Below are 19,505 nucleotides of genomic sequence, written 5' to 3' on the forward strand. Positions count from 1 at the left end.
CAAGACCCTTTCACCGGTCTCTCCGGGCGCTTCCCTTCTTGTTTCTCCAGCTTATCAGATCTTTTTCTCGATCCGATCCCGGCTGAATTCGGGTTCTTGCCTTTCGGCTTTCCGCCTCCCGGCGCTTTCCGGACTTTAGCGCACTTCCTCTTCCGCACCGAATCGGTGGTTCTGAGTGGAGTCCGCTTCCATCGGCTCGGCCGCTGGCGGAGGTTGAACAGTACATCGCTGTCTGCGGCGAGGCAAATCGGTGCAGGGGCAAGGCAGTTGGAGGCCACCCGTCCGCCTCGGTGACGGTGCGCGGAAGCGGTTCTTCCCATGTTTTACGCTTCTGACCGGTACCGCCCGCACACAGGAGGCCCCCATGACCGTTGTGTCGTCCCCGCTGGCCGGCCGGGCCATCGGGCTCAGCTCAGTGCCCGATCCGGTCTTCTCCGGTGCGATGGTGGGCCCCGGAACTGCCATCGACCCCGTGCGAGAACCCTCCGAGGCACTCTCCCCGGTCGACGGCGTCATTGTCTCCATGCATCCCCACGCCTTCGTGGTCCTCGACGGTGAGGGGCATGGCGTGCTCACCCACCTGGGTATCGACACGGTCCAGCTCAACGGTGAGGGATTCGAGCTCCTGGTGAGCAAGGGCGACACCGTCACACGGGGCCAGCCCCTGGTGCGCTGGAACCCGGCCGACGTCGAGGCCGCGGGCAAGTCCCCGATCTGCCCGGTCGTGGCGCTGGAGGCCTCGCCGGGATCACTCGGGCAGGTGGCCGAAGACCTCGAGGTGAAGGCCGGCGACCAGATCTTCCTTTGGCACTGACGCCCCTTTCTCGCCCGCGTGTGCGTATGCGCGCGCGAACACCAATCACAGATACAGCCGCGGTGGCGCTGCCGCCGCATCGACCGGAGACGGGTGAGATGGAGACAACGCTTCGAGGCGTCGGTGTCAGCCACGGTGTGGCGATCGGCCAGGTACGGCACATGGGGACAGCCGTCCTCGAACCGCCGGCCAAGCAGGTCCCGGTGGACGACACTCCCCGTGAGCAGGGCCGGGCGCACAAGGCCGTCGAGGCGGTGGCCGCCGACCTGGTCGCGCGCGGCAATCTGGCCGGAGGGGAGGCGCAGGCCGTCCTGGAGGCCCAGGCGCTGATGGCCCAGGACCCGGAGCTGATGGCCGACGTCGAGCGGCGCATCGCCGTGGGCAGCACGGCCGAGCGCGCGGTCTACGACGCCTTCGCCTCCTACCGGGCCCTTCTGGCGCAGGCGGGCGACTACCTGGCGGGCAGGGTCGCGGACCTCGACGACGTGCGCAACCGCATCGTGGCCCGCCTCCTCGGCGTGCCGATGCCGGGCGTCCCCGACAGTGACGAGCCCTATGTACTGATCGCCCGTGACCTCGCTCCCGCGGACACGGCGCTGCTCGACCCCGCTCTGGTGCTCGGCTTCGTGACCGAGGAGGGCGGCCCGACCAGTCACAGCGCCATCCTGGCTCGCGCCATGGGTGTGCCGGCCGTGGTGGCCATGCCGGGAGCCACCGATCTGTCCGAGGGCGCGGTGATCGCGGTCGACGGCAGCACCGGCGAGGTCTTCGTCGATCCCACCGAGTCCCGGCGGGCGCAGCTCGAGGCCGCGGCGGCCGAGCGCAAGGCGGCGCTCGCGGCCTCCTCCGGTCCTGGTGCCACCTCCGACGGTCACCATGTGCCGCTGCTGGCGAATGTGGGCGGTCCCGCCGATGTGCCCGCGGCGGTCGAGGCGGGTGCGGAGGGCGTGGGCCTGTTCCGCACGGAGTTCCTCTTCCTCGACGACTCCAAGCAGGCGCCTTCGGAGGAGAAGCAGGTAGCCGCCTACCGTCAGGTGCTGGAGGCCTTTCCGGAGGGACGGGTGGTGGTGCGGGTGCTGGACGCGGGCGCCGACAAGCCGCTGGATTTCCTGACGCCCGCCGACGAGCCCAACCCGGCGCTGGGCGTGCGGGGGCTGCGGACCCTGCTGGACCACCCCGAGGTGCTGCGGACCCAGCTGCGCGCTCTGGCCGCGGCGGCGGAGGGCCTTCCGGTGCACCTCGAGGTGATGGCCCCGATGGTGGCCGACCGCGCGGATGCCAAGGCGTTCGCCGATGCCTGCCGGGAAGCGGGGCTTCGGGCGAAGTTCGGCGCCATGGTGGAGATCCCCTCGGCGGCGCTGCGGGCCCGCTCCATCTTCCAGGAGGTGGAGTTCGTCTCGCTGGGCACCAATGACCTGGCGCAGTACACCTTCGCCGCGGACCGGCAGGTGGGGGCGCTCTCTCGGCTGCAGGACCCGTGGCAGCCGGCGCTGCTGGACCTGGTGGCGGCGGCCGCGGATGCCGCCCGCGCCACGGGCAAGAGCTGCGGTGTGTGCGGTGAGGCGGCGTCGGATCCCCTGCTGGCGTGCGTGCTCACCGGGCTGGGTGTGACCAGCCTGTCGATGGGCGCGGCGTCGATCCCCTATGTGCGGGCGACGCTTGCCATGCACACGCTGGCACAGTGCGAGCGCGCGGCCGCGGCTGCCCGTGCGGCGGACAGCGCGCAGGAGGCGCGCGTCGCGGCCCGGGCGGTCCTGTCCGGCGAGTGAGCCGGGCTCGCCCGGTCCTGGCTCGCCCCGCGATGACCGGCCAGGCCCTGGTGGGTCCCACGGTGTGAGGGGCGCCCCCGTCCTCGTGACGGGGGCGCCTTCCCGCGTCATGAGTGGCCTTCCCGCTCGGTGAGCGGGAAGCCGGACCGGTAGTCGACGCCGTGCTCGGGGGCGATGGGCTCCCCGGTGCGGTGGTCGGTGCAGTAGGCGTTGAACACCTCGGCCTCATTCAGCGGTTGGAGTGTGCCGTCGCGCAGGATCCACCCGCGGACCGTGTCACGGCTGCCCGGCCCGGTCCGGGTGCGCAGCACGGCTCCCCCGCCGCCGTCCGTGGCGGTCCCGGCCGCGAGCACGGCGCAGAACAGCAGGGCGTCCTCCTCGCGCACCTGGACCGGGCCGTCCTCGGACTCGGCGTGGAGGACGGCGATCAGGGGTACGCCGTGCACGGAGGCGCTGCACACGAGGTGGTGGATGCCGGGGCCCGCTCTCTCGATGAGGGTGGCCACGGCCGCCGTGACGCGGTCGAGTGCGGCGGGCCCGCTCTGCGATGTGTCGAGCGCTCGGGTGGCACGCTCCCAGGTGGCGCGGCGCTCCGCGCCGTGGAGCACCGCGCGGACGAGTTGGTCGATGGACTCGCCCTGGTAGTGGACGGCGGCTCCCGGACCGGCCGAGTCGGCTGCGTAGCGGGCGCGGCTGATGGGCGCGTCCGGCTCCATGGCCTCGGCGGCGCAGTAGTCGGCGAATTCGGCCGGATCGAAGACCGCGGCGCGGACGTGCATCCCGCGTGAGCGCAGTGCCCGCAGGAGGTCCTCGATGTGGGCCAGGTAGTGCTCGTAGTCGGTGAACGCGAAGGTGCGGTACCTGCGCATGGTGGTGAAGTCGTCCTCACCGACCAGGATGGCGACGGTGCACGGTACTTCGCGGCGAAGTGCTTCCGTGGCGGTCCTGGTGAGCCTGGTGCGTACCATGTCTCCCCCTGTAACTCGGCATGGGTCAATGCTCACTCACCGTAATCGCCGGGACTGACATCGGCGGGTCCGGTCCAGGCGGCGGTGGACGGGGCGCTGCTGGAGGAGGGTGGCGGCGGTGAGCGCCGCGCCCGCGAGGCAGGGGCCGCCGGTGGCGGCGAGGGCCATGCGGGCTCCGCCGAGGGCGCAGGTCCTCCAGGTGACCGTGGCACGGCTGCTGCGCGACGAGGGGGCCGGCTGGCGGCCGATCTCGCGGAGGTCCTGGGCGCTTCGCAGTCCACGTACGGGGGTTGAGCCGGGGGCGAGACGAGGTCGGAGCGTTGCGCGACGTCTTGACGTGAAGCCGCGGTGGCGATAGGTACAGACCACAACCTTGATTGGTCTGTACCTATCACGGTGCCCGTGTCCCTCCCAGTGTCCGTGCCCGTAGCTGTCGCCTCTGCGGCTGTCGTCTCTGCAGCTGTCGACTCTGCAGCTGTCGCGGTGCTGCCCGTCCGTTCGCGCCCGACGTTCCGCTCCACTCCTCCTTCCCCGCGGAGACCCCCATGCGGAGATCGATCGTCCTTGTCCTGGCCCTGCTCGGGTCACTTCTCATGCTCGTCGCCACGCCGGCCTCGGCCGCCACGGCGACGGCCGCCTTCTCCAAGACGTCCACCTGGGACACCGGCTACCAGGGCCAGTACAAGGTCACCAACACGGGCAGCTCCACGCTGAGCGGCTGGACCGTGGAGTTCGACCTGCCCTCCGGTACGACCGTCGGCTCCTACTGGGACGCGTTGCTGACGACGGGTCCGGGCAACCACTACACGTTCAAGAACCGCGAGTACAACGGCTCGTTGGCGCCCGGCGCCTCGACCACGTTCGGATGGGTCTCCACCGGCACCGGCACACCGACCGGTTGCAAGCTCAACGGAGGCTCCTGCGAGGGCGGGACCGGCGGCCCCGACACCACCCCGCCGTCCGTGCCCGGCTCGGTCACCGTGGGCTCCCCCACGAACTCCACGCTCACGGTGACCTGGTCGGCCTCCACCGACAACTCCGGCTCCGTCGCGGGCTACGAGGTCTCCCGCGACGGCGGCTCCCCCGTGCCGGTCACCGGCACCTCGTACACCGCCACGGGGCTGCAGGAGGGCACCGCCTACTCGTTCAAGGTCCGCGCCAAGGACGCGGCGGGCAATACCTCCGCCTACAGCGCCTCGGCGTCCGGCACCACCACGACCGGCACCCCCACCCCGTCTCCGGGCGCCGTCCGCACCGCTCCCTATGTCGACATGGGTTCATGGCCGACTCCCAGCCTGCCGACCATGGCCTCCGCGAGCGGGCTGAAGAGCTTCACCATGGCGTTCATCACCGCCTCCGGCTGCAAGGCGATGTGGTTCAACGCCTATGACCCGCGCGCCGGCTGGGCCAAGGACCAGGTCGACGCCATCCGGGCCGCGGGCGGCGACGTCAAGGTCTCCTTCGGCGGGGCCAGCGGCATCGAACTCGCCCAGGCCTGCTCCACGGTGGACGCCACCGCCGCCGAGTACAACGCGGTCGTCAAGGCCTACGGGCTCAAGTACATCGACCTCGACATCGAGGGCTCGGCCGCGGCCGAACCTGCCTCGATCGCCCGCCGCAGCGCCGCTCTGGCCAAGGTCCAGCAGGCCAACCCCGGGCTGCGGATCTCCTTCACCCTGCCCGTGCTGCCCGAGGGCCTGACCTCGGACGGGCTCAATGTCGTCAAGTCCGCCCGCGACGCCGGAGTCACCGTCGACGTCGTGAACATCATGGCGATGGACTACTACCGCAGCGTGGACTACGGAGACGCCGCCGTGCAGGCCGCCAACAGCACGTTCGGCCAGCTCAAGGGCCTGTACCCGGGCAAGAGCGACGCCCAGGTGTGGGCGATGGTCGGTGTGACCCCGATGCTCGGCCAGAACGACGACGGCCGGATCTACGACCAGGCCGACGCCCGCCAGCTGGTCGCCTTCGCCAAGGGCAAGCACGTGGGGCTGCTCGCCTTCTGGGAGGAGACCCGCGACCGCAACGCGTGCAACGGCGCGCTGTACATGTGCACCAACATCCCGCAGGCGCCCTACGAGTTCAGCAAGATCTTCGCGGGCTACTCGGGCTGATCCCCCGCCCGCTCCCGGGCGAGCCCCTCGAAGAAGCGCAGCAGGCCGAGGTCGTCGACCGATCCGGGGTTGACGGCCTCGGCCAGCGGGGTGCCCTGGAGGAGCTTCTTGACCGGGACCTCGATGCGCTTGCCGGTGAGGGTGTGCGGGACACCGGGGACGGCGATGATCTCGTCCGGGACGTGCCGGGGCGAGACCTCGTCACGGATGGTCCGCTTGATCGTCTCGCGCAGCGCGTCGTCCAGCTCCGCTCCCGGCGCGAGGTGGACGAACAGCGGCATCCAGTAGCCGCCGTCCGCCTGCTCGATCCCGATGACCAGCGACTCATGGACCTGCGGCAGCCGCTCGACCGCCTCGTAGATGTCGGCGGAGCCCATGCGCACGCCCTGCCGGTTCAGCGTCGAGTCCGAGCGGCCGTGGACGACCACCGTGCCGCGCGAGGTGACGGTGATCCAGTCGCCGTGCCGCCACACCCCCGGGAACATCTCGAAGTAGCTTTCCTTGTACCGCTGGTCTCCGGGGTCGTTCCAGAACCTGATCGGCATCGAGGGCATGGGGTTGGTGACGACGAGCTCGCCCACCTCGTCGACGACGGGCTTGCCGTTCACATCCCACGCCTGGACGTCGCTGCCCAGGCAGGGGGCCTGGATCTCACCGATGTGGACCGGCAGGGTGGGCACTCCGCCGACGAAGCAGCTGCACACGTCCGTGCCTCCGCTGACGGAGGCCAGCCACAGGTCCTCGGCGACCTCGTCGTGGATCCACCGGAAGCCGTCCGGGGGCAGGGGCGAGCCCGTGGTGGCGACGCACCTGACGCGGGAGAGGTCGAGGTCCCGGCCGGGATGGACGTCGGACTTGCGGCAGGCGACGACATAGGCGGCCGAGGTACCGAAGACGGTGACCCCGGTCCGCTCGGCGACCCTCCACTGGGCACCGATGTCCGGGTAGCCGGGGCTGCCGTCGTACAGGACGGCCGTGGTGCCCGCCAGCAGGCCGCCGACCAGGAAGTTCCACATCATCCAGCCGGTGGAGGTGTACCAGAAGAACCGGTCGGTGGTGCCGAGGTCGAGGTGCAGGCCGGTCTGCTTGAGGTGCTCGAGCAGGATGCCGCCCTGGGACTGGACGATGGCCTTGGGCAGCCCCGTGGTGCCGGAGGAGTACAGCACCCACAGCGGGTGGTCGAAGGGGACCTGCTCGAAGACCGGCTCGGTGTCGGCGCCGGTGAGGTCGGCCCACTCCAGCGCGCCCTCGGGGGCGGCGCTGCCCAGCAGCGGGACATGGACCACGGCGCGCAGCGAGGGCAGTTCGGCGCGCAGCTCGGCCACGGTGTCGGCGCGGTCGTGCTCCTTGCCGCCGTACCGGTAGCCGTCGACGGCGAACAGCACGACCGGCTCGACCTGCTGGAAGCGGTCCAGGACGCTGCGGGCGCCGAAGTCGGGGGCACAGGAGGTCCATACGGCGCCGACGGCGGCGGTGGCGAGCAGGGCGGTGGCGGCCTGCGGGACGTTGGGCAGGTAGCCGCTGACCCGGTCGCCGGGGCGCACCCCGAGGCGGCGCAGCTCGGCGGCGAGCGATCCGACCTGGCGGCGCAGCTCGGCCCAGCTCGTCTCGGCGGGTTCATGCCGCTCGTCGAGGTGGATCAGGGCGGGCTCGTCCGGCCGGGAGCCGGCGTGGCGCAGCGCGTGCTCGGCGTAGTTGAGGGTGGCCCCGGGGAACCAGCGGGCGCCGGGCATGGAGGCGTCGGCGAGCACGGCCTCGTAGGGGCTGGTGAAGCGGACGTCGAACCAGTCGACGACGGCCGTCCAGAACCGTTCGGGTTCGCCGACGGACCAGCCGTGCAGAGCCCGGTAGGAGGCGAGGGCGTCACCGTGGACGACGGCCGGGGCGCCGAACTTGTCCGCGGCCCAGGTCTGGAAGCGCGTGACCTGAGCGGCCTCGACGCGCTCGGGGCCCGGTCGCCACAGGGGCTCGGGCTGGACGGGCTCGGGCTGGACGGGCTCGTTGCTGCTCGGCTCTGCGGCGCGGCTCATTCCTCGGCTCCCGGCGACGGTGCGGCTCGCGTCGGTTCGCGACGCGTGTTTGCCCTGGCCCGCGCCCCGGCGGCGTGTGCCGGGACTCGGTTGGGCAGGACGATGCCACGTGATCGTCCCGGATGCCAATAGTGTCCGAGCACAGCCGCGGGGGTGGCAAGGTGTGGTCCATGGATGTGCGTGGCCTGGTGCGGTCGTTGGGTGTTGTCGGTTCGGTGAACGGGTGGCGGTCGCTGCGGGATTCGTGCAGACGGTACCGGCTGGACTCCCGGTACCTGCCCTCGCGCGGGGCGGGGCGCGCCCGGGTCCCGGGGACGGCGCGGGACGCGGAGCCGGTGCCCGGCGGGGGGCTGATCCACTTCACCCGGTCCACGCTGCGGGTGCGTGTGGCCGTGGGAGGCGCGGTGTTCTGCGGGTGGGACGGGGCGGACCCGGAGCCCTCGTACGGGCTGGGGTCGGGATGTCCCGAGGCCGACACCCGGGCGCTGCTGGAGCCGGACAAGGAGGGCGGCTGGCGGATCGTCTCGGAGCGGGTGCTGGTCGTCGTCACCACGCACGGGGCGGTGGAGATCCGTACCCCGGGCGGTGTGCTTCTGCGGCGTGATCTGCCACCGCGGTGGTGGGACGCCGAGGACGCGCCCACCGGGGAGGCGGACCGGGAGGGCACGGCGGAGAGCGTCGGTTCACGCTGGGTGCTGCGCTCGGAGCTGGCGGCGGACGCGGCGCTGTTCGGGCTGGGCGGCCGGGCGGCCGGGCCCCGGCTGCCGCAGGGGTCGTACCGGCTGTGGAACACCGACCCGGGCGGCTCCTTCGGGCCGCAGGACGATCCGCTGTACATCACCATGCCGGTCCAGACGGTGGTCTCGGACTCGGGCTGCCATCTGGTCTTCCACGACTGCACCTGGGACGGGCGGCTGATGCTGCGCGACGGTGTCGTCGGCGCGGGATCGGGGCACGACCACCCGGCGTGGTGCGAGCTGCGCATGGACGGCGGGCCGCTGCGGTACTGGGTGCTGGTCGGCACTCCCGCGCGCTTGCTCCAGGGGTGGACGGGGCTGACCGGCCAGCCCGCGCTGCCGCCGCGCTGGGCGCTGGGGCACCAGCACTCGCGGTGGGGGTTCGGGAACGCCGACGAGGTACGGCGCGTGGTGGCCGGGTACCGGGTGCGGGGTCTGCCCCTGTCCGCCCTGCACCTCGACATCGACCACTACGACGGCCACCGGATCTTCACCGTGGACCGCGAGAACTTCCCCGACCTGCCCGGACTGGCCGCGAGGCTGCGCGAGGACGGGGTGCGGACGGTCTCCATCGTGGACCCGGCGGCCAAGGCGGAGCCGGGCTGGGAGGTGTACGACAGCGGAACGCGCGTCGGCGCCTTCTGCCGGGACGCCCGCGGGCGCACGGCGCGGGGGACGGTGTGGCCGGGCGCGGCGGTCTTCCCCGACTTCACCTCCCCGGACACCCGCAAGTGGTGGAGCGGGCTGTACGCGGAGCGGCTGGCGCAGGGCTTCGCCGGGGTGTGGCACGACATGAATGAGCCGACTTCCTTCCAGGCGTGGGGCGACCCGTCCCTTCCGCGCTCGACCCGGCACGCGCTGGAGGGGCGCGGCGGGGACCACCGTGAGGCGCACAACGTGTACGCGCTCCTGATGGCCCGGGCGGGGTACGAAGGGCTGCTGGAACTGCGTCCGGACCAGCGGCCGTTCCTGTTCTCGCGCTCGGGCTGGGCGGGGATGCAGCGCTACGGCGGCACCTGGTCGGGTGATGTGGCGACCGAGTGGGAGGGGCTGCGCGCCTCGCTGGCCCTCGTGGTGGGGCTGGGCCTGTGCGGGGTGCCGTACTCGGGCCCGGACGTGGGCGGTTTCAGCGGGCGCCCCTCGCCGGAGCTGTATCTGCGGTGGTTCCAGCTCGGGGCGTATCTGCCGTTCTTCCGGACGCACTCGGCGATAGGCGCCGGACAGCGGGAGCCGTGGGAGTTCGGGCCCGAGGTGCTGGGCCACGCCCGTTCCGCGCTGGAGAGCCGGGAACGGCTGATGCCGTACCTTTACACACTGGCGCACGAGGCCAGGCGCACGGGCGCGCCCTATGTGCGGCCGCTGTGGTGGAACGAGCCCGGGGACCGCGATCTGCGCGGCGTCGGTGACGCCTTCCTGCTCGGGGACGCGCTCCTCGTGGCGCCGGTGCTGGACCCGGGAGTGGTGCGCCGACCGGTCCGGCTGCCCGCGGGGCGCTGGTACGACCGGGACACCGGTGAGGTGTTCGAGGGCCCCGGCCGGGTGACCGTCGACGCGCCGCTGCGGCGGATCCCGGTGCTGGCGCGGGCGGGTTCCGTCGTGCCGGTGGCCGGGCCCGAGGACGAGGTGGAGCTGGAGGTGTGGGCCCCCGAGCAGGGCAGGACCGGCGGCGGGGTGCTCCTCACGGACGCCGGGGACGGGTGGGAGGATCCGGTGGAGGAGCGGTTCACCGTGCGCTGGGAGGGCGACCGGGTGGTGGTGGGACGTGAGGGCTGCGCCGAGGCCGGGTACGGGGTGCGGGTGCGCGGCGTCGGCGAGTGAGGCGGGCACGGAGTCGCACGCGGGCGCCGACTCGGGCGCCGTCGCCTCGCGAGCCGAGCGCCTCACCCTCCGGACTCACAAGCCGCCGCCTCACACTGCGCCGCTCGGCGCGCCGCCGTTCCAAGTGAAGTGCGGGGCCCGGCGTTCGATGAAGGCGGCCAGTCCCTCGCGGACGTCGGACGAGGTGCGTGAGGCCTGCTCCCAGGCGCGGACCCGGGCGAGGTCGAGCGAGGGCGCGTCGATGAGGTCCTTGGCGGCCCGGACGGTCAGCTGCGAGCGGGAGGCGACGGTGCGGGCGAAGTCGTAGGCGCGCTGCGGGGCTTCGTCCCGGTCCCAGAGCTGGTCGAGCAGGCCGATGCGCAGCGCGTGGGCGGCGTCGATCAGCTCGCCCGAGAACAGCAGGTACTTCGCCGCTGACGCGCCGACCAGGGCCGCTGTGCGGCGGGTGGAGACGGCGTCGTAGACGATGCCGAGCTTGGCCGGGGTGATGCCCAAGCGGGCGGTCTCGTCGGCGAAGCGAAGGTCGCAGGCGGTGGCGAGCTGGCAGCCGCCACCGACGCAGGCACCGCTGATCAGGGCGATGGTCGGCTTGGGGAAGGCGGCGAGGGCCTGCTCGGCGGCCGCGCTGAGCGCGTGGTAGGCGTCGGCCGCCTCCGCCGTGGCGTAGTGGTCGAGCAGTTCATGGATGTCGGCTCCGGCGCTGAAGACGCCGTCGGTGCCGGTGAGGACCAGCACGGAGGTGTCGGGGTCGTGGGCGAACGTGGCCAGGATGCCGGGGATCGCGGCCCACATCGCCGCGGTCAGGGCTCCGCGTGCCTGCGGCCGGTCGATGCGCAGGGTGGCCACGCCGTCCTCGGTGTGCGCGCGCAGCCCTTCCGTGCCGGTGTCGATCTGCCGTGCACCCATGCTGCCGCTCCTCGCCCCTACGCCGTGTGACCTGTGGCGCCACGATATCCGGGCCGGGTGGGGGCACCGGCTGCGGGCGGGGGTCTGCCGGCCTGCTGGGCCTGATGCGCCTGCTGGGCGCGTCGGGTCTGTTTGGCCTGTCAGGTCTGTCAGGTCTGTCAGGTCTGCGGGTCTGCGGGTCTGCCGGGTCTCTGACGTCTGTCAGGTCTGTCAGGTCTGCCGGGTCTGCCGGCCGACAGGTGGGCGGAAGGACTAGACGTACAGTCCGTCGAACCAGCAGCGGGCCGCCCTGGTGTGCAGGGGGAAGGCGAGCTCGATCGGAGCGGGCAGGAACTCCCAGCCCTCGGTCTCGTCGGTGGGCACCGACAGGGGCAGCCGGGTGATGTTGCGCTCCTCGAGCAGGCCGAAGACGAGCAGGTGCCCGGCGCGGGAGCTGAGGGTGTCGGCGAGCCGGACCTCGTTGACGTCCGCCGGGATGCCGGTCTCCTCGCCGAGCTCGCGTACGAGCGCTTCCTGCCAGGTCTCGCCGTGGTCGATGAACCCGCCGGGCAGGGCGAGTTGGCCGCGTCCGGGTTCGATGGTGCGGCGCACGACGGCGAGACCGAGGGGGTCGGTGCCTCTGCGCACGGGCAGGAGCGCCACGGCCACGGGGAGCGGGTTCCGGTACGTCGTCCCGCCGCAATGGGCGCAACGCCGCGGCCAGTCGGGCTCGGGGTGGACGAATGCGTTACCGCAATAGGAACAGTAGGCGTCCTTGACGCGAACAGTGTCGTCTGTGGCTGGCACGGTCGGACTGTAGCGGGTGCCGCCGACGCTGGGGAGGCCGAACGCCCCACTGTGCCGCCATGGATGACCTGCTATGAAGTGCACATGCCGATGTCACCGTCTCGCGCCGCCGCTGTCGTGATGGCCTGCTTCGCCGCCCTGCTGGTGGGCCCCGCGCCCGGCGCCCGGGCTCATCCCGCACCAGCCCATGGCCAACTCTCCAAAGCACCAAGGGAGTTCGTCGCCCTGCGCGATGTGGATCCGTCCATCCTCCAGGACATCCGCTACCGCGGCAGGCACAACTTCGTCGGCCGTCGTGTCGTCGGATACCGGCAGCCGATGTGCATCCTGACCCGTCCCGCAGCCGAGGCGCTCCGCGGCGCTCAGCGGGTGCTCCTGCGCAAGGGCTACACCCTCAAGGTCTACGACTGTTTCCGGCCGCAGCGGGCCGTGAACGACTTCGTGCGCTGGGCCGAGGACCTCGGCGACGAACGGATGAAGGCGGAGTTCTATCCGCGCGTGGACAAATCGGCGCTCTTCCGGGACGGCTACATCGCCGAGAAATCCGGACACAGCCGCGGCAGCACCTTCGACATCACGCTGGTCCGGCTGCCGGTGCGGCCGCAGCCCCCTTACCATCCGGGGAAGCCGCTGAAGAGCTGCTTCGCCCCGGTGGACGAGCGCTTCCCCGACAACACGGTGGACATGGGCACGGGGTTCGACTGCTTCGACACGCTCGCCCACACCGCCGATCCAAGGATCACCGGGGCCGCCAGGGCCAACCGGGACCTGCTGAAGGACACCCTCGACGCGGCCGGGTTCACCAACTACCCGAACGAGTGGTGGCACTACACGCTGAGGAATGAACCCTTCCCCGACACGTACTTCGACTTCCCCGTCTCCCGGCGCTCCCTCTTGTCCCCGGCCGTCGGGCCGTAGGACTCGAGGACGACGGGCGCGCGGAGTACGTCGCCGACAGCGTCGGACCAGTCGTCGGGGCCGGGGACGCGGTGCTCGGCGGGGGTCGCCCGCATCAGTCGCCGGGTCAGCCGAGCGCGGCTGTCGAGGTCTCCTTCGGGTCCCGTGGGCAGCCGCCGCACGCGTTCGCCGTCGATGTCGTAGCCGGTGACCAGGCGCAGTCCGGGTGAGCGCCCCGGTGCGTCGAGGTGGGTGAGGGCCAGGGCGTCCACTCCCCCGCAGACCTCCAGGGCGTAGGCGTGGGCGACGGCGTCGAAGTGCCCGATGCGGAAGGCGCCTTGCCAGGGTCCGTGCCCGTTGTGCGGCTCGGGCAGCGAGACGGCGAGCTCAGGGTCCTCCGTCGGCAGCGGGCCGGGGCCGTGCCGGGTGGTGTAGGCGCGGACCACACCGAGGCGCAGCGCGCAGCCGGGCTGCCCGGCTTCGGCGAGCAAGGTCTCGGCAGGGGCGAAGGTGGTCGTGGACCAGGTCGTGTAGGGGTGGAAGCCGTGCCACTCGTCGAGGAGCACCCCTTGGGCGCCCTCGAAGACGACGGGGCCCCGGCGCAGCAGCCGCGCGAGGTGGCCGTCGTCCACAAGGGCGACGGCGTCGGCGAACGCGACGAAGGCCGCGACGCAGTCCTCGACGGCCGGGGCGTCCAGCGGGCCGAGCTCGCCGGTGAGCCGGTCGCGCAGACGGGTGAGTTTGCGGCGCAGTACGGCGGGTTGCGCGCAGTCGCCGGCGGTGGGGGCGTCCACGGGGTGCTCGAGCGCGTAGGAGGCGGTCTCCCCGATGCCCATGCCGCATGAGCCGTGCCGGGCGGCTCCCCTGGCGAGCTCCCTCGTCCGGTTGGCGGCCGCGTGGTACGGCGTGGTCAGCAGGGCGCGGCGGTCCACGGTCAGCAGGTCCAGGGCACCGGGGACGCCGACGGCGGTGAGGTGGCGGGCTTCGGCGGCGAGCGCGAGCGGGTCCACGAGCATGAACCGGGACAGGTGCGTCGCGGTGCCCGGGGTGAAGCCGCCGGAGCCGAACTGGGCGAAGGTGTGGTGCCGGCCGTCGGGGGTGACGACGTTGTGGGCGGCCTGGGCACCTCCGTTGAAGCGGACGACCGTGTGGACCGGCCCGCCCCCACCCCAGGGGTGGGCGCAGAGCCGGTCCACGACGGTGCCCTTCCCGGCATCGCCGTGGCCGAGGTCGACGACGATGGTGTGCACTACAGCCTCGTGGTGGTGGACGGCCCGTGGTCGGCGCCGTCGTGCGACGAGGGGTCGATCAGCGGGGAGTCGCTGACGGCGATCGTCGCCCGTTCCCGGCCGAGGGTGGCCAGCGCGCGCCCCACCGAGTCGCCCGCCGTGGAGCCGACGTCGGCGAGGTCCTCGAGGCCGGCCTCGAGGTCGATCGCCTCTTCGCCGAGCCCGATGGTCAGGGCGATGGTCTCGCAGACGGCGTCGAGGTCGTCGAGTTCGACGACGTTCTGGCCGAGCAGTCCCTGCCAGCGCTGGAGGATGTCGGTGTTGCCGACATGGCTCGCGCCCTGCGGCACGATGAAGTACACGTCGAACTTGCGGCGCAGTTCGGCCAGAATCGCGGTCACGGGGATGTCGGCCTCCAGCGTGTCACCGAACACCTCCCTCACCTCACGGGCCTTGACCTTGCCGTACGGCATCTCGTCGCCTATGAGGAAGAGGTAGCCGCGGCGTCCGCGCTTCTCGTGGCAGTCCAGGGCGGTGTGCCTGGCCATGGCGTACAGGGCGAGCTCGTAGGACTCGGTGAGCTGCCCGCCTCCGCCGCCTTCGAGCAGGATGTTGCCGAGGTCGTCGTCCATGCGGTTGTCGGACTCGAACTGACCGAGTTGGAGCGGCACGCGGTCGCAGGTGGCGTCGCCGACGGCGCCGAAGAGGATCTGCGGGTGCTCGACGTATCCCTTGCGCAGGATCAGTCCGAACAGCGAGGGCAGCTTGGTCTGCAGGATGCGCGGCACCGACCGCATGGAGCCGGTGACGTCGAAGATGACCGAGATGGCCAGTGAGGTCGGGTGCTCGTCGCAGTCGCGGCTCTCCCTGACCTTGCCGCCCTTGAGGGCGGCGGGGTCGAGGGAGGGGTGGGCCTTCCAGTCGCGGCGGGGCGCGGAGGCGGTGACCCGGTCGCTGTAGTCGAAGGCGCTCGCTCCCGAGGCGGCGCGGTAGTCGGCGGCGGCGGTGTAGACATCGGTGGACCAGCGTCCACTGCCCATGGTGTTCTCCCCCTGAGTGATGCGGTTCGGTTGGCGCGTGCGTTCGGTTACCGCTTGGTGTTCGGTTACCGCTTGGCGTCCGCGTGGTGTTCGGTTGGCGAGTGATGTTCGGTCAGCGCGTGGTGAAGGGCCGGAAGGTGCGCGGCCCGTAGAGGCGTTCGAGCAGGTCGTCCAGTTCGGCCAGGAGCTTCCAGGCGTCCTGCGGACGGCGCGCCTGGGCGGGAAGGGTGCAGCCGCGCAGGAACGAGCGCAGCGGCCGCGGGGCCAACGGACCCATCAGGTGCTCCAGGCACTTGGACGCCAGATGGATGTCGGTGGCGGCGGTGGCGGGGCGGCGTCCGGTGACCTCGTGCGGGTACCAGTCGCGGTACCGCTCCACGAGAGCCGGAATTGTCTGCTCTCCCCCGGCCTCCACCGAGTAGCACCAGTCGACGAGTGCCAGCCCGTGGTGGTGCGGATGGACGAGGACGTGGTCCGGCAGGACGGCACCGTGCACCACGCCCGCGCGGTGCGCCCAGCCGAGGGCGACCAGGAGGCGGCGCCACATCCAGGCGGCGTCGCGCGGATCGAGCCCCTCGGGGTGCGCGGAACGGACTTCGGTGAGGGTGCGGAACCCCCTCAGTCGCTCCAGGGCGTTGACCCTGCGCTCGGCCCCCGCCCCCGACTCCCGGTGCCGGAATGCCTCGAGGAGCCTGGGCGCGTAGGCACGGTGCCGCGGATCGCCCCGGCGGTCGAGCCGGGTGAGGGCACGGGCCTCACGCTCCATCAGGTCGTTGTCCCGGGACTGGCGGGGAATCTTCAGCAGGATGCCGTCACCGGCCTCCCTGAGCACGGCGAGGTCGCCGCCCACGTGGACGGGGCCGAGGGTGTAGGTGCGGGTGGAGGTCGTGAGGGTCGGCGCCTTGCGGCGCTCCCACAGCGTGGTGAGGGCGCGGAAGGCGGCCTGTGCCTCGTCCTTGCGGTGGTCGGGTACGGCGTCGGGGTGGAGCAGCCGGGCGAGCCGGTGGTAGCGGCGGGCGGCGGTGGCCCCGCCGCCGGGGAAGAGGTCACCGGGCGTGGCGGCCGCTTCAAGGAGAGCCAGCGCGTCGTCCAGGGTCACCGGGTTCATCGAACGTCGTCCTCCCGGTCGGGCCGCAGCAGTGCGGGGTGCAGGAGCCGGGCGTCGCCCGCCCGGTAGAGGCGGGCTCGGGGTCCGCCCCGGCTGCCGCCCCGCTCCGCGGTCGCTCCGGTGCTCTCGACGAAGCCGGGCACGGAGAGCACCTTGCGGTGGAAGTTCCCCGCGTGGAGCTTGCCGCCCCACACCGCCTCGTAGACGGCGCGCAGTTCGGAGACGGTGAACTCCTCGGCCAGGAACGCCGTCGCCAGCGGGGTGTACTCGATCTTGGACCGGGCCCGGTCCAGCGCGTCGGCGACGATCCGGGCGTGGTCGAAGGCGAGCCGGATACCGCTCGGTGGGGCGGTCGGCGCCGGGACGCCGGTGGGCACCGGGACGTCGGCGGGCGTCGGTGAATCCGCGGGCGTCGGTGAATCCGCGGACCGGCGGGCAGGGCCACCCCCGTGGGTCCCGCCTCGCCGGTCCCGCTCGGTGGGACGTCCGACGCCCCCCGAGGGTTGTGGTGCCTCGCCGGGGTCCGCTGGGTCCACCGCGGTCCCGCCGAGGTCGAGTTCGTCCACCGGGATCCACGCGGCCGCGACGGCGTCGGTGCCCGCGCGCGGGTCCGGGAGGTCCGGTGCGAAGGCGAGGTATGCCACGGAGACCACGTGCATCCGCGGGTCGCGGTCGGGGGTGCCGTAGCTGCCCAGTTGTTCGAGGTGGACGCGGTCGAGGGCGGTGTCGGTGCCGAGCCCGGTCTCCTCGGCGAGTTCACGGGCAGCCGCCCGGTCCAGGCTCTCCTGCCCGGCGCGGACGAAACCGCCCGGCAGCGCCCAGTCCCCGGCGAACGGCGGTCCGCCGCGGCGGACGAGGAGGACGTGCAGCCTGCTCTCACGCAGTGTCAGAGCGACGACGTCACAGGTCACGGCGACCCGCTCGAAGGCGCGCGGGTCGTAGGAGGCCAGCCATTCGGCCTCGTCCGGCCTGCCGGACCCGCGGCGCTCAGTGCCCTCCATGGCGGCCCCGCTCCCCTCGTCACCAACGTTGTTCTCATAGTGAGTATTTCTCGAACTGAGAAGAACTTAGCATCCGCCACCGACAGAAGGCCAGCGCTTTTCCGGCAGCCGACCGCTCCGGAGTGCTTCAGCCCACTTCCGGCCGCCCGGGGCGCTGACGGCGGGCACCGCGCCAACTACCGTGAGGGCATGGCGAAGCAGCAGCGGGAGTTCGAGTCGTTCGAGGAGTTCTGGCCCTACTACGTGGCGATGCACTCCAAGGCGGCGACCAGGTGGGTTCATCTGACGGGGACCCTGACCGGGCTCACGGTCAGCGCCTACGGGCTGGTCAAGCGGCGGCGCCGGCTCATGCTCGGCCTACCGGTCATCGGCTACGGCACGGCCTGGCCCGCCCACTTCTGGATCGAGGGCAACAACCCCGCGACCTTCGGCCATCCCCTGTGGTCGCTGCGCGGAGACGCCAAGATGATCACCACGATGCTCGCGGGACGCGATCACGAGCTGGCCGAGACCGCCGCCAAGTGGCTCGCGGAGCACGGGGACGATTGAGGGGCCGGTCAAGCGGGGCTCGCCCGAGCCGCCAGGCACGCTCGAGCACCTGGAAACCTGACTACCGAAGGCCTACGGGCACGAGTAGTTGCGGTACAGAAGATGAACTCCGCGAGAGCCGCGAAAACGTGGAAGACGAGCCGTCCGCCGGGGGTGGTGGTGTCCAGGTTCTCGTGCAGCGAGGTGAAGCCGATGCCTCGCTCGCGTAGTTCGGCGACCATGTTGATGAGGTCCTGGAGGCTGCGGCCGTAGCGGTCGAGCGAGGGGACCACGAGGGCGTCGCCCGCGTCGAGGAAAGCGTGACACGCCTTCAGCTCCGGACGGAGGAAGGGGTTTTCGAAGGCTCTGCGGCGTCCGGGCGGCCCCGCAGCGTGATCTTCAGAAAACGAACGAAGGTCTTTGACGACCCGGCAGCCGGTGGCACACCGCGCTCACCACCGGCAGGAGTCAGCGCTCCTCCGGAGGCTGCTTGCTCGCCAAGAGGTCGAGGAGCTGCTTCGCGGCTGCTCCGATCTGACCGTCGAAGGGATCCATGGCCATCCGCTCCAAGACCTCGATGAAGGGGTGTTACGGAACCAGCGATGGACGCCGTGCGACAGGCAGGGCCGACTGATCCTCGACGGTTCGCTCCGCCCGGTTGATCTCGGCCCAGACGGCGTCGAGAGACAGGCCGAGGGTGTCGGCGATCGCTGCGATGGTCGGGAAGGCGGGCGTGGCCACACGGCCGGATTCGATCTTCCGCAAGGTTTCCGGCGAGATGCGCGAAGCGAGCGCCACGTCCAGCATCGAGCGGCAGCCCCGGGCTCGGCGGAGCAGGGCGCCAAGGCGCTGTCCGCGTTCTACCTCGGCGGGGGTGAGCGGCAACCTGACCATGACCCCATTCTAATACCAGTACAGTTATACCGGGATAGTTATTGGACACATGAGAGGTCCCCCATGATTGAGATCCTGAACTCCGCGCGGCTTGAGCGGGCGAGGGACACCGGCGCTCTGGTCGGAAACATCCTGCACACACTGAAGCAGCGCAGCACGGTCGGGACGAACCTGCTGGACATCGACCAGTGGGCCAAAGAGATGATCACCGAGGCGGGAGCGCAGTCCTGCTACGTCGACTACGCACCCTCCTTCGGGCGCGGCCCGTTCGGGCACTACATCTGCACGGCCGTCAACGACGGAGTGCTCCACGGGCGGCCCCACAACTACACGCTGGCGGACGGGGATCTGCTGACTCTCGACCTCGCCGTAGCCAGGGGCGGAGTGGCCGCGGACGCCGCGATCAGCTTTCTGGTGGGCAAAGCCAGGCCGGCGGAGAGCGTCGCGATGATCGAGACGACCGAACGTGCGCTCGCCGCCGGCATCGCCGCCGCCAAGCCTGGGGCGCGCATCGGTGATCTCTCCCATGCCATCGGCACGGTCCTCAGTGAGGCGGGCTACCCGATCAGCACCGAGTTCGGAGGCCACGGCATCGGCTCGACCATGCACCAGGACCCCCACATCGCGAACACCGGACGGCCAGGCCGCGGATACAAGCTGCGCCCCGGACTGCTGCTCGCCCTGGAGCCCTGGGTCATGGGCGACACTGCCACACTCGTCACCGACGCCGACGGTTGGACGCTGCGCAGCGCGACAGGCTGCCGGACCGCGCACAGCGAGCACACCATCGCCATCACCGGCAACGGAGCCGAAATTCTCACCCTGCCCACGCAGGCACGAGCATGAGAGGGCGCTGTAACGAG

General features: G+C 71.7%; 18 protein-coding genes. 7 read left to right on the plus strand and 11 right to left on the minus strand.

The features are described from left to right. Positions 1-364: 364 nt before the first annotated feature. Both IEY86_RS28295 and ptsP read left to right on the plus strand, forming a co-directional pair. Positions 365-814: a PTS sugar transporter subunit IIA gene (locus IEY86_RS28295; protein ID WP_189134727.1), complete on the plus strand. Its 450-nt coding sequence runs from the start codon at positions 365-367 to the stop codon at positions 812-814. Between the two features lie 98 nt (positions 815-912). Further along, positions 913-2,583: a phosphoenolpyruvate--protein phosphotransferase gene (ptsP, locus tag IEY86_RS28300; protein ID WP_189134728.1), complete on the plus strand. Its 1,671-nt coding sequence runs from the start codon at positions 913-915 to the stop codon at positions 2,581-2,583. Between the two features lie 107 nt (positions 2,584-2,690). On the opposite strand, the gene IEY86_RS28305 is transcribed toward ptsP, so the two are convergent. Next, complete coding sequence (locus IEY86_RS28305; protein ID WP_189134729.1) at positions 2,691-3,551, minus strand: DUF8829 domain-containing protein; 861 nt, start codon at positions 3,549-3,551, stop codon at positions 2,691-2,693. 36 nt (positions 3,552-3,587) lie between these two features. Then, positions 3,588-3,719, minus strand: coding sequence for a hypothetical protein (locus tag IEY86_RS37655; RefSeq protein ID WP_265805727.1), 132 nt, complete (start codon positions 3,717-3,719; stop codon positions 3,588-3,590). A gap of 377 nt (positions 3,720-4,096) precedes the next feature. Between IEY86_RS37655 and IEY86_RS28310 the strand changes: the two genes are divergently transcribed. Continuing rightward, complete coding sequence (locus tag IEY86_RS28310; RefSeq protein ID WP_189134730.1) at positions 4,097-5,668, plus strand: cellulose binding domain-containing protein; 1,572 nt, start codon at positions 4,097-4,099, stop codon at positions 5,666-5,668. Here IEY86_RS28310 and IEY86_RS28315 read toward each other — a convergent pair. Next, positions 5,656-7,698, minus strand: coding sequence for an acetoacetate--CoA ligase (locus IEY86_RS28315; RefSeq protein ID WP_189134731.1), 2,043 nt, complete (start codon positions 7,696-7,698; stop codon positions 5,656-5,658). The two genes, IEY86_RS28310 and IEY86_RS28315, sit on opposite strands and share 13 nt — an antisense overlap. A gap of 170 nt (positions 7,699-7,868) precedes the next feature. Between IEY86_RS28315 and IEY86_RS28320 the strand changes: the two genes are divergently transcribed. Then, complete coding sequence (locus tag IEY86_RS28320; RefSeq protein WP_189134732.1) at positions 7,869-10,253, plus strand: glycoside hydrolase family 31 protein; 2,385 nt, start codon at positions 7,869-7,871, stop codon at positions 10,251-10,253. A 90-nt stretch (positions 10,254-10,343) separates the two neighbouring features. Here IEY86_RS28320 and IEY86_RS28325 read toward each other — a convergent pair whose 3' ends face one another. Both IEY86_RS28325 and IEY86_RS28330 read right to left on the minus strand, forming a co-directional pair. Further along, positions 10,344-11,159: an enoyl-CoA hydratase/isomerase family protein gene (locus IEY86_RS28325; RefSeq protein ID WP_189134733.1), complete on the minus strand. Its 816-nt coding sequence runs from the start codon at positions 11,157-11,159 to the stop codon at positions 10,344-10,346. Between the two features lie 252 nt (positions 11,160-11,411). Continuing rightward, entirely contained in the window at positions 11,412-11,945 is a 534-nt protein-coding gene (locus IEY86_RS28330; protein WP_189134734.1) for an NUDIX domain-containing protein, read from the minus strand. 84 nt (positions 11,946-12,029) lie between these two features. Here IEY86_RS28330 and IEY86_RS28335 point away from each other — a divergent pair, with 84 nt between their 5' ends. Beyond that, positions 12,030-12,863, plus strand: a complete 834-nt coding sequence (locus tag IEY86_RS28335; RefSeq protein WP_189134735.1) for a M15 family metallopeptidase — start codon at positions 12,030-12,032, stop codon at positions 12,861-12,863. Here IEY86_RS28335 and IEY86_RS28340 read toward each other — a convergent pair. From IEY86_RS28340 to IEY86_RS28355, 4 genes are all read right to left on the minus strand, one after another. After that, positions 12,773-14,092 carry an adenylosuccinate synthetase gene (locus tag IEY86_RS28340; protein ID WP_189134736.1) on the minus strand — a complete coding sequence of 440 codons (1,320 nt, stop codon included), beginning with the start codon at positions 14,090-14,092 and terminating at the stop codon, positions 12,773-12,775. The two genes, IEY86_RS28335 and IEY86_RS28340, sit on opposite strands and share 91 nt — an antisense overlap. After that, positions 14,092-15,111, minus strand: a complete 1,020-nt coding sequence (locus IEY86_RS28345) for a hypothetical protein (protein WP_189134737.1) — start codon at positions 15,109-15,111, stop codon at positions 14,092-14,094. The genes IEY86_RS28340 and IEY86_RS28345 overlap by 1 nt, the downstream gene beginning before the upstream one ends. 112 nt (positions 15,112-15,223) lie before the next feature. Continuing rightward, a complete protein-coding gene (locus tag IEY86_RS28350; protein WP_229698834.1) occupies positions 15,224-16,219 on the minus strand; it encodes a molecular chaperone DnaJ in 996 nt (331 codons plus the stop codon). Further along, entirely contained in the window at positions 16,216-17,220 is a 1,005-nt protein-coding gene (locus IEY86_RS28355; protein WP_189134738.1) for an NUDIX hydrolase, read from the minus strand. The genes IEY86_RS28350 and IEY86_RS28355 overlap by 4 nt, the downstream gene beginning before the upstream one ends. A gap of 189 nt (positions 17,221-17,409) precedes the next feature. On the opposite strand from IEY86_RS28355, the gene IEY86_RS28360 reads away from it, so the two are divergent. Continuing rightward, on the plus strand, positions 17,410-17,769 hold the full coding sequence (locus IEY86_RS28360; protein ID WP_189134739.1) for an Mpo1-like protein: 360 nt from the start codon (positions 17,410-17,412) through the stop codon (positions 17,767-17,769). Between the two features lie 8 nt (positions 17,770-17,777). On the opposite strand, the gene IEY86_RS28365 is transcribed toward IEY86_RS28360, so the two are convergent. Together IEY86_RS28365 and IEY86_RS28370 are read right to left on the minus strand one after the other, a co-directional pair. After that, entirely contained in the window at positions 17,778-18,083 is a 306-nt protein-coding gene (locus IEY86_RS28365; RefSeq protein ID WP_444545854.1) for a recombinase family protein, read from the minus strand. A gap of 253 nt (positions 18,084-18,336) precedes the next feature. After that, complete coding sequence (locus IEY86_RS28370) at positions 18,337-18,642, minus strand: helix-turn-helix domain-containing protein (protein WP_189134740.1); 306 nt, start codon at positions 18,640-18,642, stop codon at positions 18,337-18,339. A 63-nt stretch (positions 18,643-18,705) separates the two neighbouring features. Here IEY86_RS28370 and map point away from each other — a divergent pair, with 63 nt between their 5' ends. Then, positions 18,706-19,488 (plus strand): type I methionyl aminopeptidase, encoded by a 783-nt coding sequence (gene map / locus IEY86_RS28375; RefSeq protein WP_189134741.1) that lies wholly within the window; start codon positions 18,706-18,708, stop codon positions 19,486-19,488. Positions 19,489-19,505 lie beyond the last annotated feature (17 nt).

Source organism: Wenjunlia tyrosinilytica (assembly GCF_014646055.1).
GTDB lineage: Bacteria > Actinomycetota > Actinomycetes > Streptomycetales > Streptomycetaceae > Wenjunlia > Wenjunlia tyrosinilytica.